We start from the raw sequence: 13,653 nt of genomic DNA, 5'->3' as shown, positions 1-13,653 counted from the left end.
ATCCCGCTATCGATTGCCGTACCCTATCAGCCAGCAAGCATGACGGCGAACTCCCGGTATGAGCGCAGCGGACGTCCGAGTAAAGTAACCAGACGCTCGCGGTCACCCTCCTGGGGAATCATGCCTTCGCTGACAAAACGCTCGGCCATCAATCGCATCTCATACGCCATCCATGTCGGCATGAAGCCCGCCATATTCGCTTCAAACGCGTCAGGATTGTCGCCGCCGTAGACGACTGACCGACCCAGCACGTTAGCCCATACTGCGGCAGCCTGGGTGCCGGTCAGCGTGTCGGGTCCGACAAGGTTAATCGTCTCAAGCGGTAATTTTCCAGCGGCCTGCTCACGCCGTATCAGCTCGATAGCGGCGACTTCAGCGATATCGCGCCCGTCTACCATAGCGAGCCCCACATTACCGATGGGCATAGGGTAAATGCCATGATCCACTATGACCTCCCTGATCATGATTTCATTATCGATAAAATAGGTAGGGCGCAAAATGGTGGCGCTAAAGTCCATCGCCTTAAGCATCCGTTCCGCCCCGGATTTAACAGCGAAGTGAGGGACATTCACAGCACTTTCAGCGTCAAAAACCGAGAGGTAGACGACCCGTTCAATGCCGCACTCCCGGGCGACGTTCAGGGTGATGATCGCCTGCGTGAATTCATCGGCTGACACGGCGTTCAGCAGAAAGAGGGTGCTGATGCCAGAGAACGCGGCGCGCAGCGAACCGATATCGAGCAAATCTCCCTGAATAACGTTTACGCCCGCTGGAAAGCCAGCATGGGCAGGATCGCGGGTCAGAACGCGGAAATCGGCATCGCGGCTGGTAAGCTGATCGACGACATGGCGGCCGACGCGGCCGGTGGCTCCGGTAACAAGGATGGTCATGATGTTTACTCCATGGTGAGTGGGTTGGTGTAAACAAACCTTACTCCGTCCCATTTTGTTCGAATAGCCGCTATTATCGTGACAGATCGTTCCACAAATGAGACAGGCTATGGACCTCAACGCTTTAAAAGATTTTCACTTGATTGCGACATCGGGGGGAATTGGCGCAGCCAGCCGCGCCAGTGGAAGGCCGAAGGCGACGCTGTCGCGTCGGCTGGCTGAGCTGGAAGAGGCATTAGGTGTACGCCTGATTGAACGAGGCAGTCGCAGGCTTGAAATCACCGAAGCGGGGCAGCTGCTACTGTCCCGCACCATCGGTCCGGTCAGTGAAATTGACGAAGCGGTTACGCTGGTACAGGAAGGTTCCGCTAGGCCCAGGGGACATCTTCGTATTGCGGCCCCCGTACTGTTTTCACAGGTTGCCCTGGGGCGGCTTGCGGCCAGATTTTGTGCGATCTATCCAGAAGTGCGGATCGAAGTGGTCTCCGAAGACAGACTCAGCGATCTGGTTGATGAGCATTTTGACATTGCCGTGCGCGTTAACCCGAACAAGGAGAGCACGCTGGTTGGCAGGTGTTTCGCCAGAGACAGATTGATTCTGGCGGCTTCGCCCACGTTCGATATGCCGAAGGCCGACAGCGGGGCGCCCGTTCCTGTTCCGGCGGTCGTTATGCCGTCTTATCAGGATGGAGAGACCTGGACTCTGCATAATGGCCAGATTTGCTTTTCGCCGCAGCCGGTAATGCAGCTTTCTTCGCTGCTGACCGTTCGCGACGCCGTTACAGCGGGCGCTGGCGCGGCGATATTGCCGCAATCCATTATCAGTAGTCAGCTGGAGAGCGGGGAGCTTGTGTCATGGGGAGAAGTCGGCAACCCCACGGAACTCTGGATTCTGCATACCTCTCGCCGTCTGCAGAGCCCTAAGGTAAAGGCCTTTGTCGATTTCATCTGCAAACAATTTCCTGGAGGATGGTTTATTACCTGATATCACACCTGGATGTACCACAGGTTCAGCAGACCTTTTTAAATTGAACCCGGAGAGGAGATGGCGATGGCGATCCGGGGCAGGGGAGTCGCTTATGCGTCATTGCGGTAGCGTTATCAAGCGGTATTAATCGCGGTACGGCAAAGCAACTGGCGAAAAAGTAAAAACGGCATCTGCGCTTGAATCCGATGAGGGAAAGTTAAAGCGGCTGTGGTCAGCGAGGAAGAGGGCAGGCTTAAATTCAACCCAGGGCGATAAGGAATATCACCTCTCAGAGGGCATGTTTTCCTCCGGCACTCGAACCGTGCAGGCCATCCGTTGCTGTTCTTAGTTACATCATCCTTTTAACTCTTTTGCTTCCTCTCCGAGCACTTATTTAGACATTATGCCCCTTTCTGACAAAAACCTAAAAACCGGAGCTGTACCTGAAGGCCGGTTGCCCCCACTGAACAGCCGTCGCCGCCCGGCCCGGAGGGCCGGTGTTGTTATTACTGACTATTGAATGCTGTAACTAACCTGAGGAGCTGCTATAAGTCGTGCCGCTGAAAGTATTCCTGTCTTCGACCATGTGGGTTCAGTGCGCCTGAAAGCCCGCTATTTAAAGAGGCCTGACAGGATGCATGATCCCTGGCGTTGTCTTTCATCTGCGGTGCATTACCCAACCGCCTTATAAATTATGTTGGCGTTTTACGTTAGCAGCCGAAACGGCTGACAAAGAACATGCGAATTCGCAATAAAGGATAAAAGTAAGAGGTGCTTATGCCTTTACACTTCGCGCTTCTGAACTAAATCTTATAAATCAACGGCAACAGCATGGTTTAACCATGATTGAAAGCAGAATAGTTAAGGAACAAGCGAGTCATGACCAAATTGCCTCAGTTTTCAGCCGCTTTCTTGCATCCGCGTTACTGGCTTAGCTGGCTGGGAATTGCCGCCCTCTGGAGCCTGGTACAGCTGCCATATCCTCTGCTGTTTAAAACAGGCCACCTTCTTGGACGTTTGGCTTTGCGTATGCTGCCGCGTCGGGCAGAGATAGCTCGTCGTAACCTTGCGCTTTGCTTTCCGCAGATGAGTGAGCAAGAACGCGAATCGTTGCTGCTGCGTAATTTTGAATCCGTAGGAATGGGCGTTATCGAAACCGGTATGGCATGGTTCTGGCCTGAATGGCGTGTGCGTAAATGTTTTACCGTCAGCGGGTATGAGCATATGGAAAGGGCGCGTGCACGCGGCCAGGGCGTGGTGCTGATCGGTATGCATTTTCTCACGCTGGAACTGGGTGCCCGCATCTTCGGTATGCTTAACCCCGGCGTGGGCGTCTATCGCCCCAATAACAACCCGCTGCTCGACTGGTTGCAGACGCGAGGCAGGTTACGCTCGAACAAGACGATGCTGGACCGTTATGATTTGAAGGGCATGATCCGCGCGTTAAAACAGAACGAAATCTTGTGGTACGCGCCCGATCACGACTACGGCAAAAACAACAGCGTGTTTGTCCCCTTTTTTGCCGTACCGGATGCCGCAACCACGGCGGGCAGTTACATGCTGGTGAAAAGCGCCAGTCCGGCCGTAATCCCTTTTGTCCCGCGACGTAAAGCTGATGGCACAGGTTATGAGCTGATTATTCTGCCAGATATCGGCGACACGCTGAAAGGCGCGGACAAAGAGACGGTTGCGCGACTGATGAACCAGGCGATTGAAGAGGCGGTGCTGCTGGCACCAGAGCAATATATGTGGCTGCATCGACGCTTTAAAACGCGTCCAGAGGGGCAACCAGAGCTCTATTCGCGGAAAAAACCACGCGTATCGCTGGGTGACCCCCTTCCCGAGCAGACCTTCTCCAGGCACTCAGGCACACAGCTTTAGTGACTTAAGATAACGGTCTGCCTTGAAACAGGCAGACCGGCTCAGAAGGAGATTAACTTAACGTAACGCCGCTGGCGTTAATTAAACACCATGCCACCGTCGATTAATAATGACTGCCCGGTCATATAATCGGAGTCAGGTCCCGCCAGGAAAGAGACGCAGGCCGCCACATCTTCTGGTTCAGAAAGCCGTCCCAGCGTAATGCGTTTTGCAAACTCCTGCGTGCCATACCCGGCGGGTTTCCCTGCCGCGTCGGAAATTTGCTTATCGATGGCTTCCCACATTGGCGTTTTCACAATGCCGGGGCAAAAGGCATTTACGGTAATACCAGCCGCAGCCAGATCCTTAGCCGCAGTTTGCGTAAGCCCGCGTACAGCGAACTTACTGGAGCTGTAAACCGCCAGCTCTGGATTGCCAACATGACCAGCCTGCGAGCAGGCGTTAATGATCTTCCCGCCATGGTTTTCCGCGGCGAAGGCCTTGATGGCAGCCTGCATACCCCAGATAACGCCCTTAACGTTTACGTTATAGACCTTATCCACCACCTCTTCGGTAATCTCGGTAATCGGCGTAGAAGGGGCAACGCCTGCGTTATTAACAATAACATCGAAGCCGCCCAGCCTTTGCCTGGCTTCTTCCACCGCCTGGAAAACCCGATCGCGCTGGGCGACATCAACCTGCAACGCAACGGCCTTTCCCCCGGCGCTAATAATTTTGTCGGTTATCTGCTGAGCGGTCTCAGCGTTATAATCAGCGACTGCAACGGCAAAGCCATCTTTAGCCAGGCGTAAAGCGATCGCGGCGCCAATGCCTTGTCCAGCGCCGGTAACAAATGCCACTTTGTTTTTCATAACGATATCCTTTTTGATGTTAAATCAAAGCAGTTGACTGAGATGCAACTGTCCCATCAGCAACGGGTTGTCGCTGTAATCGACCGGAACTGCGACCACTGCCGGCCCGTTCACTTCCATCGCCTGACGTAACGTCGGCTCGAGCTCTGCCGCGCTGTTTACTGCAAAACCGGCCGCGCCAAACGCCTCGGCATAGGTTTTAAAGTCAACCGGGCCAAACTTGACGCCAGAAAGGCGCTGATATTTTTTCTCTTCCTGAATAGCGACCATGTTGTAAGCATTATCGACCCAGATAATGTGCAGAATATTGGCTTTCAACCTGACGGCAGTTTCCAGCTCCATACTGGACTGCAGGAATCCCCCGTCGCCAGAAACAGAAACGACTTTGCGCGAAGAGTCGACCAGCCAGGCACCGATCGCCCATGGCAACGCCACACCCATCGTCTGTTGCCCGTTAGAAATCATGATTTGCCGCGCCCGGAAGCTGTAAAGATAACGGGCAATCCAGATATGAAAGCTGCCCATATCCACCGTCAGGCTGACGTCATTATTGATAATGTCCTGCATCGCACGAACGATGCGCAGCGGATGCAGCGCAAACTGATTCAGGCTGGCGCCCTGCATCGCCAGTAGCTGCCGTTGCTGTTGACGATCCTCCAGAATTGAGGCGGCAGCGTCGCTGAGCTGCAGCGGCGAAGTGATGCGCGCAGCGATTTTACGTACGGTCTGCGCAATATCGCCGACCAGCTCAGCGTCTGGCTGGTAGCGGTTATCTGTGTCTGCCGGCAGAACATCAATATGCACCAGGCGCGCTTTTCCGCTGTTCCACATTGCCGGTTCATACTCAACCGGGCTGTAGCCAATCGTGATAATCAGGTCAGCCTGCTGGAGCAGCCGGTCTCCTGCCTGGTTATTAAACAGGCCGATACGTCCGGCGAAACGCGAGAAGTGTTCCTGCCTGACTGCGCCAGCGGCCTGATAGGTGCTGGTCACGGGTATGCGGCTTTTCGTCAGCAGCTCATGTATCGCCGCGCTGTTCTCCGGCTGGCTCGCCATCAGGCCCAGCAGGATCACCGGATTTTTTGCCCGCGCGATTTCACGGCTCACAGACTCAATCAGAGCGTCGGGCGCAGCACCCAGCGTTACGCGCCCTTTGTTTTGCAGCGGCGTGCCGGTTACCGGCTGATCGACAATATCCTGCGGCAGGCTGATAAAAGAGCCGCCCCCACGTCCGTTTTCAGCATGTCGAAACGCATTCGAGATACATTCGGCCAGCGCAGAGGACTCAGTGACCTCGACAGCAAATTTAGTGACCGGACGAAACATCGACACGGTATCCATGCTCTGATGCACCTGTTTGGCGCTGTCCGACCGTTTTACCGCGCCGCCAATTGCCACGACGGGATCGCCTTCGCTGGTGGCCGTAGCCATGCCGGTAACCAGATTCGAACAGCCCGGCCCGGAAGTGACCAGCGCCACGCCGGCGTTGCCAGTCAGTCGGCCGACGGCCGCAGCCATAAAGGCCGCATTGGCTTCATGCCTGACGGGGATAAGCTGAATGGGAGAGTCCAGAAGAGAATCAAACACCTTGTCGATTTTGGCGCCAGGAATGCCAAATACATGATTGACGCCCTGCGCCTCAAGCTGCGCCACCACGAGATCGGCACCGCTGTTCCATTGCGCGTTGTTTTTTCGCGTGTTCATCTTTACCTCTCTTGTTAGCTTTCGACAGCCCGAATGGCTTCATCAAGATCGTGGGGATTGAGATCGGCCTGCAAAAAATCCTTGTCCTGTGGCAGATCAATCACCAGCTGGCTGATGGCGCCGAAAGTCAGCGTGCCTTGCTCCAGTACGTAATCGAGAATGTGTCCGCCGCCCTGGCGGTCCTCGGTAATAAAATGTTCGTGGTAGCCTGCTACGTTGATTCCCTGCATATACTGCGGTGTGCGAAAACCAATCAGCTCACCCTCACTCTCACTAAAACTAAACGTAGGCTGATTGCCCAGCACTTCAGGCATGGTGCGATAAGGACGGCACTGACAAGGCACGGTTCGCGTCTCGACAGTGCGGAAGCGGCCGCTGATGCGCAGCGCGCAGAACTGGTTATCTGAGGTGATTTTGCTGTCAATAACGCGGTGCACATCGTCACGCGTTGCGGTTTCGACAAACTGATGCTGATACTCAGGTTTAAAGAAGGTCATGACGGCAAACGGCGTCTTTTGTTCAGGACGGGCAGGGCGCGCGCTGCCATCGGAACGTAACTGATAAACGTTGCTGTCAAAAGCGATCAGCTCGCCATCAAGCTGGTTGAACGTACCCAGGCCAAAATCGCCTTTCCGCAACAGGTCAGAAACCGTGGTAGAGCCGTCGTAAACGCCATTAAGAAGCGCGCTCATCAGCGATGTCTGATAGATAACTTTTTCTGGTGATTCATCTGCAAGTTTACTGAGGGTCTCCTTTAGCTGATCCTCACATGAACAGTCAGATACAAAATTACACATATGCTGCCTCACAAACCAATAGTTAAGCCGTGTTAATATCATGGTGGGCCAGATAGCTCACAGAATCCAATAGCTAAACCAGTTAACTTTGAGACGTTTTTGATATGGAACTTCGCCATCTACGTTATTTCGTTGCTGTGGCCGAGACGCTGCACTTCACCCGCGCAGCGGAGATGCTTGGCATTTCTCAACCTCCCCTGAGTCAGCAAATTCAGCGTCTGGAGCATGAGATCGGCACGCCTTTGCTGAAGCGACTGACGCGTGGCGTGGAGCTCACCGAGGCGGGTAGCGCTTTTCTGCCTGATGCGATACAGATTGTGCAGCAGGCCGATCTCGCGCTGGAAAAAGCCCGCGGCGTGGCGCGGGGCATAAGTGGACAGATGTCGCTGGGTTTTGCCAGTTCGGTGGCGTTTAGCGAGCCGGTATTCGATCTTATTCGCCGTTTTAAGGCGCGTTATCCTGCGATGGAGCTCATCACGCGGGAAGAGAATATGGCGTTGCTGATGCAGGACTTGCGAGAGGGAATGCTCGATGCGGCCTTTATCCGGCTGCCCTGCGAAAGCAGCAGAGCATTTAACCTGAAGGTGATCGCCACCGAGAGAATGTTAATCGCCTTGCCAGCGGATCATGCCCTCAGCCATCAGCACACCATTGCGCTGTCAGAGCTGTCGGAGGAAGCGCTGATCATCTTTCCGCGTGATGTTTCCCCCAGCCTCTATGAACTGATCGTGAGTACCTGTCTGCGCGCGGGATTCAATACGGCGCGATTTCAGCAGGCGCCCCAGATTACCTCTTCCCTCGGCATGGTGGGGGCTAACTGCGGAATCGCGCTGGTGCCTGCATCCATGTGCTGTGTGAACAACCCGCACATTGTCTTTCGCGAGATAGAGAACAATACGCTCTTTACAGATATCGCCTTTGCCTGGCGACGCAGCAATACGGCCAGAACGGTAACGCACTTACTCAAACTGATCCATGAAACGGAGCCAGTGCCATCGGGCGAGGCACAAAAACAGCCGCCTGTTTAGTTTGTTAACGGCTTAAGAAAAGCAGCTTTATGCAGCGCTAACCTTCCTCAGTCAGACAAACGCATACTTCGGCGCACACCGAAGCATCGGGCTGTGGCACACCATAAGCTGAACGGCGTATTTCATACCGGAGACAGCAAATGATTGCCGTAATATTTGAAGCGAATGCCCTTCCTGACGCGCAGGAGCGCTACCTGCAGCTTGCCGCGGAGCTGAAGCCTTTATTAGCTGATGCGCCAGGATTTATTTCAGTTGAGCGCTTTCAAAGCCTGAGTACAGCAGGAAAAATATTGTCTCTTTCCTGGTGGGAAGACGAAGATGCCGTGGCGCACTGGAAGCAAAACGTTATGCATCAGGCCGCGCAAAAAGAGGGCAGGGAATCTATTTTCGCCAGCTACAGAATACGGGTCGCCCGCGTGTTCCGCGATTACTCTTCAGATAAGGAAGCGCATCAGCATGTATGATATCCACATCGTTCTGAGCAACAGGCCAGGCGCGCTTGCCTTACTGGGCGGTACGCTGGGGAAAAACGGCATCGGACTTGAAGGCGGCGGCGTTTTTACCACCTCCGACGGTGGACACGCCCATTACCTTGTTGAGGATGGAGAAAAGGCCCGGCTGGTGCTGACGGAAGCGGGATTTGACGTTAAAGCGCTGTGTCGCCCGCTGATCCGAAAACTAGCTCAGGAACGTCCCGGAGAGCTGGGCGAACTCGCTGATGCTCTGGGCCGGAGCGGCATTAATATTCGAGTACAGTATAGCGATCACAGCAACCGGCTCATTCTTCTTACGGATGATGATGTTCGGGCTGCTGAAGTCACCAGAAAATGGGAGACAGTGTCGAATGAGCCTGTTGCAGAGTGAACATGACTCGCTCCCAGAGAGCGGTCTGGAAAAATCGATGTCGCTCGTGGCTGCCGCCCTGTCTGATCCGTCCCGGGTCACTATTCTCTGCGCGCTTATGGATGGACGGGCCTGGACCGCCACCGAGCTCAGCGCGGCAGCCTCTGTTGCCGCTTCGACCACCAGCGGCCATCTTGCGCGGCTGCTCAGCAGCGGGCTGATCATCTGCCTCTCTCAGGGACGTCACCGCTATTACAGCCTGGCCGGGCATCACATTGCCGGACTGCTGGAAAACCTGATGGGCGTATCCACCCACAGCCGCGCTTTGCCACCGCCGCGCACTCCTGAGCATTTACGCTACGCGCGCACCTGCTACGACCACCTTGCCGGCGAACTTGCTGTGAATATTTACGCATTTATGCTGCAGGAAAAGTGGCTGGAGCCTGACGGATCATCTCTTACGTCTGTTGGTAAAACGCAGTTTCATGATTTGGGGGCGGTACTGCATCCTGAAGCAAGGCGCAAAGCCTGTTGTTCATGTCTTGACTGGAGTGAAAGGCGCTTTCATCTGGGAGGAGACGCAGGTCATGCGCTGCTGACATGCTTTCTTCAGCATGCGTGGCTGCTTCGCGTGCCCGGATATCGTGAAGTCACGGTAACGAAAGAAGGTGCAAAGGCGATGCATCGCCTGTTCGGAATCAGTCAGCCCTGAGTAAAGCTGCTGCGCCGCAGACAGCGGCGCAGCATGCTCCTGTTAGCGATCGCGCACCGCGTCCAGCGCACCCTGGAGCCGTTGCGCAGTGCTGTTCTCGCCTCTGCTTTCAAACAGAGGAATAAGCTCTGCGAGCTGCGCATCCGTCAGCCCGACGTTTTTGCTTATGCCCAGGTGCGCTTTCAGCTGCGATTCCACGCCGGTCATGGCCGCCAGCGCAGCAACGGTAGCAAGCTCGCGGCTTTTCCAGTCGAGGTTGTCGCGGCTGAAAATATCGCCGAACAGATGGACCTTCAGATAGTGATCTATCGCAGGCGCGAAATCGAACAGGGCGCCTTTGACCGGGCTGCCTGCGAGGGTTGTCTGGTTCTGCGTTCCGGCCGCCAGCATCTCTTCGGGTTTCGGCAGCGGGCCAGGCGCTCTGCCTTCTGCATCTTTTATGCCCTGTTCCCGACGCGCATCAATGACTTTCATCAACTCAGCCAGCGCATTCAGGCTACGGGGAAAACCAGCATAGGCATAAAGCTGAACCAGGATCTCACGGCAGTCGCTGATGGTCAGACCGGCGTCCAGCGCCTGCTGCAGAGCATCATGTAGCGCAGGGATATCACCCGTCGCGGCATACGCGGCGATAACCGCCGTCTGCTTTTGCTGCGCGGTAAGAGGATGTTTCTGTTGAATTAGCATGGCGTTACTCTTTATCGAAGCGTGGGTGTCGCGCTCTCCGGCAGCGCTGCCGGAATAAACCAGAGCGGCGCATAACACCAGACCGGCAGCTATGCTCCGCTTCATCATTATGCCCTTACGATTTTTCAACGCCGGCATACTGCTCGTCGCTGACCTGCTCCATCCAGTCAACTACTTTGCCTTCCTGCGCTTCAGCAATAGCGATATGCGACATGCTCACTTCTGGCGCGGCGCCATGCCAGTGCTTCACGCCAGCCGGTATCCATACAATATCTCCAGGCCGGATTTCGCGTACCGGCTCTCCCCATTCCTGAACGAGCCCAAGGCCTGCGGTGACAATCAGCGTCTGGCCAAGGGGATGCGTATGCCAGGCTGTGCGGGCAGAAGGTTCAAACGTCACGGTCGCGCCGCCTATACGGGCTGGCTCACTTCCCTGAAACGGAGAGTCAATTCGTACCGTTCCGGTGAAATAGTCAGGCGAACCTTTTACTGAAGGTTTTTCTCCACTTTGCATTACGGTGATCACAGGTGTGTACTCCTTTGAGTGAAAGGCGGAACAGGCAAGCGCGAGGGACAGCGCAGCAGCAAGTCTCTTCATACGATCCCCTTTACCAGTAAGTTAAATGGTTCAGGCGCTGGCCTGCCGATGAATAGTGAGTTCAGTTTAGGCTCAGGCGTATTGTTTGATAAGATGGGCAAATATGAACACCTATGTGCAGGAAATTCACCAATGGCGCATGAAAATCTTAATGACCTGCGCGCCTTTCAAATTGTGGCGCGCGAGAAAAACTTTACCCGCGCAGCAGCTCAGCTTGGCATATCGCGTTCGGGATTAAGCCATGCGATTACGGCGCTGGAGGCGCGGCTCGGCGTCAGATTACTGACGCGCACAACGCGCAGCGTTTCACTTACGGAAGCCGGAATGCGTCTGTATAACCGGTTAATGCCAATGCTAAGCGAGCTGGACAGCGAACTGGCGTCTCTGCGCGCGATGGGCGAGAAACCGGCGGGCGCCGTTCGCATTACCGCACACGATCACGCGATCGCCTCTGTGCTCTGGCCACGACTGCAGCCCTTACTGAAGCGATACCCGGACATTCATATCGAGTTAAGCGTGGACTATGCCCTGACGGATATTGTGGCGCAGCAGTTCGACGCTGGCGTCCGGGTCGGCAATGTGGTTGATAAGGATATGATAGCCGTCAGGATCGGACCTGACTTTCATATGGCGGTGGTTGGTTCGCCAGACTATCTGCAGGATAAAAAGACGCCTGAAACACCCGCTGATTTGACCGAGCATCAGTGTATCAATCTGCGGCTTCCTACACGTGGCGGGCTCTATGCATGGGACTTTGAAAAAGAGGGCAAGACATTATCGGTGCGGGTGCAGGGCCAGACCGTTTTTAACAACACCTTCCTTATGCTACAGGCGGCGCTGGATGGAACGGGGCTTGCTTATGTTCCGCTGGATCTTGCGCAGAAGCACATTGAAGCCGGGCAGTTACTCCCCGTTCTAAAAGAGTGGTGGCCGCATTTTCCGGGATACCATCTTTACTATGCAAACCGCCGCCAGATGATGCCTGCGCTTGTAGAGGTCATCAACGCGCTGCGCTTCCGGGAAGCGTAAGCATAGTCTTTCGACAGGACAGAAGGTAAACATGCATCTTCAGGCGAATTCATCTGAACCATTATGAAAAAATGGGGTCAAATTTGTGAGTTCGTGCGCCTGGAGATATGACTTAAACGCATAGCTCAATCCGGAGCGGGTAAACCGATGTATTTGCGTATTAATTCATTCCCAAAATAGACTGATTTCCTGTATCAATGCGCAGTTCGTCGCATCTTTTCCCGGAGTTTCACACAGGCTGTCCACTTTTTCTGTGGATAACTAAGCGGCTTATTCTTCATTATTTTCCATCAGATCGACCATTGCTCCCTTGTGAGCTTCCACATAGCGAATGTAGCGCATCAGCGTTTCAGGTTTTTTCCAGGTTCCTTCCTGCATAATCTGCGGTACCGAATAACCTTTACGTGCCAGATCCTGTGCCGCGCCGACGCGTGCGCTGTGACCGCTCCAGCGTCGATAGCGGTTTTTGTTTGGCTTCGCAGTGGTGGTATGGCCGGCTGCCTCCCAGGCGCGGGTGAAAATGCTTTTAAGCGCAGGCGTGCTCATCGGTTCGTCGGTCACGACCATCACTTTGCCTGACCGGTGAACCGGGGCAAAGAGAAACGCATCGGGTTCATGGATTAAGCCCGATGCGACAATCCATTTCGTCAGCACCGCGGATGACTTCGAACCCAGCGCTTTTACCAGGCTGCCGGTATCCAGGATAGTTTTGGTCCACGACCCTTCGAGAATGATGCGACCATCTTCAGCGCGCATGACATCCCCAACCCGAAAACGTGCCACTTCGCTGATACGCATCAGCGTACTGTAAGCCACATGAAGGAAAGCGAGATCGCGCATATTCTGCAAACTCTGGTTATCCGCCCACGCGGCTTCCACCTTCTGCAAATCACTCAGCCGGAACGGCAGTGCCTGACCGGTGCGCTCGCCGGAGACTACCGCAACGCGATTGATCTTTTTTACCGCTCGCGATACCAGCGGTGAAGTGGAAGGAGGAACCAGCCCCGCGTTACGGTGTAACATCGCTATCAGCGACTGATGCGTGCCAATGGTCGAAGAGGCACGCCCGATCGATTGCAAGTAGCTGAGATAGTCACGCAGATCTTCTGGCGACATGGGCAGCAGAGTACGATTATTGGCCGTTGCCCAGCGATGACAAACGCGCATGACACTCATCAGCTGCCGCCAGGTGTTGGGCGCAAAGGCGTCTTTATCCTGAACAAACTCACGCAGGCGCTGCGTAAGGTCGTCATCCGACGGAGAAAGGGGCAGCAGGGCATTTGTGGCGATGATTCCATCCATATTTGTTTAATTTATCCGCAATTTAATCTTTGATCGCGCTACGTGAATTCTGAGAAAAAAGCAGGGGTAGACTCCTGCAGATTTTACGTAGCGTTGTCATTTTAAAGGGGCGCACGCGCCGTTCAGGATGCCCGGTCATCGATTTCCAGGCCAAAGCATAAGAGTAAACAGCGCCATCAGCGCAGGATCTGGCCCGGATCCGCATGATACCGGGTTTAACAAGGCGTGTCGCTGGATTTGTATAAGTCTAATTATATAAAGTCAGGATGTAAGGAAGGAAAGATCCGCCGTTAGCGCATTTGTGCTGCCCTTGTTGAGTCCCTGGCTCTGGACGGAGGAGGAGGGCCAGCGTGGCGGTAAAAAA

At 54.7% G+C, this 13,653-nt stretch carries 14 protein-coding genes; 7 read left to right on the top strand and 7 right to left on the bottom strand.

The features are described from left to right. Positions 1 to 26: 26 nt before the first annotated feature. Positions 27 to 890, bottom strand: a complete 864-nt coding sequence (locus tag EKL29_RS08730; protein WP_126689398.1) for an SDR family oxidoreductase — start codon at positions 888 to 890, stop codon at positions 27 to 29. Positions 891 to 999: 109 nt separating this feature from the next. Here EKL29_RS08730 and EKL29_RS08725 point away from each other — a divergent pair, with 109 nt between their 5' ends. Further along, positions 1,000 to 1,875: a LysR family transcriptional regulator gene (locus tag EKL29_RS08725; protein WP_126689397.1), complete on the top strand. Its 876-nt coding sequence runs from the start codon at positions 1,000 to 1,002 to the stop codon at positions 1,873 to 1,875. 861 nt (positions 1,876 to 2,736) lie between these two features. Beyond that, positions 2,737 to 3,738: a Kdo(2)-lipid IV(A) acyltransferase gene (locus tag EKL29_RS08720; RefSeq protein ID WP_126689396.1), complete on the top strand. Its 1,002-nt coding sequence runs from the start codon at positions 2,737 to 2,739 to the stop codon at positions 3,736 to 3,738. 77 nt (positions 3,739 to 3,815) lie between these two features. On the opposite strand, the gene EKL29_RS08715 is transcribed toward EKL29_RS08720, so the two are convergent. The 3 genes from EKL29_RS08715 to budA are packed head-to-tail and all read right to left on the bottom strand — an operon-like array spanning position 3,816 to position 7,090. Then, entirely contained in the window at positions 3,816 to 4,589 is a 774-nt protein-coding gene (locus EKL29_RS08715; protein ID WP_126689395.1) for a (S)-acetoin forming diacetyl reductase, read from the bottom strand. Between the two features lie 24 nt (positions 4,590 to 4,613). Then, positions 4,614 to 6,293: an acetolactate synthase AlsS gene (alsS, locus tag EKL29_RS08710; protein WP_126689394.1), complete on the bottom strand. Its 1,680-nt coding sequence runs from the start codon at positions 6,291 to 6,293 to the stop codon at positions 4,614 to 4,616. A 14-nt stretch (positions 6,294 to 6,307) separates the two neighbouring features. Further along, entirely contained in the window at positions 6,308 to 7,090 is a 783-nt protein-coding gene (gene budA, locus EKL29_RS08705) for an acetolactate decarboxylase (RefSeq protein WP_126689393.1), read from the bottom strand. Between the two features lie 104 nt (positions 7,091 to 7,194). On the opposite strand from budA, the gene EKL29_RS08700 reads away from it, so the two are divergent. The 4 genes from EKL29_RS08700 to EKL29_RS08685 all read left to right on the top strand — a co-directional run bounded on the left by EKL29_RS08700 (position 7,195) and on the right by EKL29_RS08685 (position 9,673). Beyond that, positions 7,195 to 8,118 (top strand): LysR family transcriptional regulator, encoded by a 924-nt coding sequence (locus EKL29_RS08700; protein WP_126689392.1) that lies wholly within the window; start codon positions 7,195 to 7,197, stop codon positions 8,116 to 8,118. A 140-nt stretch (positions 8,119 to 8,258) separates the two neighbouring features. Next, positions 8,259 to 8,582, top strand: a complete 324-nt coding sequence (locus EKL29_RS08695) for an antibiotic biosynthesis monooxygenase (protein WP_120456924.1) — start codon at positions 8,259 to 8,261, stop codon at positions 8,580 to 8,582. Continuing rightward, the gene (locus EKL29_RS08690; RefSeq protein WP_120456926.1) at positions 8,575 to 8,982 is read left to right on the top strand and encodes an amino acid-binding protein; all 408 of its coding nucleotides are present in this window, start codon (positions 8,575 to 8,577) and stop codon (positions 8,980 to 8,982) included. The genes EKL29_RS08695 and EKL29_RS08690 overlap by 8 nt, the downstream gene beginning before the upstream one ends. Then, complete coding sequence (locus tag EKL29_RS08685; protein ID WP_120456928.1) at positions 8,963 to 9,673, top strand: helix-turn-helix transcriptional regulator; 711 nt, start codon at positions 8,963 to 8,965, stop codon at positions 9,671 to 9,673. Before EKL29_RS08690 ends, EKL29_RS08685 begins: the two co-directional genes overlap by 20 nt. A 42-nt stretch (positions 9,674 to 9,715) precedes the next feature. Here EKL29_RS08685 and EKL29_RS08680 read toward each other — a convergent pair whose 3' ends face one another. After that, on the bottom strand, positions 9,716 to 10,360 hold the full coding sequence (locus tag EKL29_RS08680; protein ID WP_269950731.1) for a carboxymuconolactone decarboxylase family protein: 645 nt from the start codon (positions 10,358 to 10,360) through the stop codon (positions 9,716 to 9,718). A gap of 115 nt (positions 10,361 to 10,475) precedes the next feature. Beyond that, the gene (locus EKL29_RS08675; protein ID WP_240629497.1) at positions 10,476 to 10,874 is read right to left on the bottom strand and encodes a cupin domain-containing protein; all 399 of its coding nucleotides are present in this window, start codon (positions 10,872 to 10,874) and stop codon (positions 10,476 to 10,478) included. Positions 10,875 to 11,090: 216 nt separating this feature from the next. On the opposite strand from EKL29_RS08675, the gene EKL29_RS08670 reads away from it, so the two are divergent. Continuing rightward, positions 11,091 to 11,987: a LysR family transcriptional regulator gene (locus EKL29_RS08670; RefSeq protein WP_126689390.1), complete on the top strand. Its 897-nt coding sequence runs from the start codon at positions 11,091 to 11,093 to the stop codon at positions 11,985 to 11,987. A 270-nt stretch (positions 11,988 to 12,257) separates the two neighbouring features. Here EKL29_RS08670 and EKL29_RS08665 read toward each other — a convergent pair whose 3' ends face one another. Next, positions 12,258 to 13,289, bottom strand: coding sequence for a tyrosine-type recombinase/integrase (locus EKL29_RS08665; RefSeq protein ID WP_126689389.1), 1,032 nt, complete (start codon positions 13,287 to 13,289; stop codon positions 12,258 to 12,260). Between the last annotated feature and the right edge of the window lie 364 nt (positions 13,290 to 13,653).

The organism is Pantoea sp. YU22, assembly GCF_003970755.1.
In the GTDB taxonomy this organism is placed as follows: Bacteria; Pseudomonadota; Gammaproteobacteria; order Enterobacterales; family Enterobacteriaceae; genus Pantoea; species Pantoea piersonii.
This window is presented reverse-complemented; position numbering and strand designations above follow the sequence as displayed.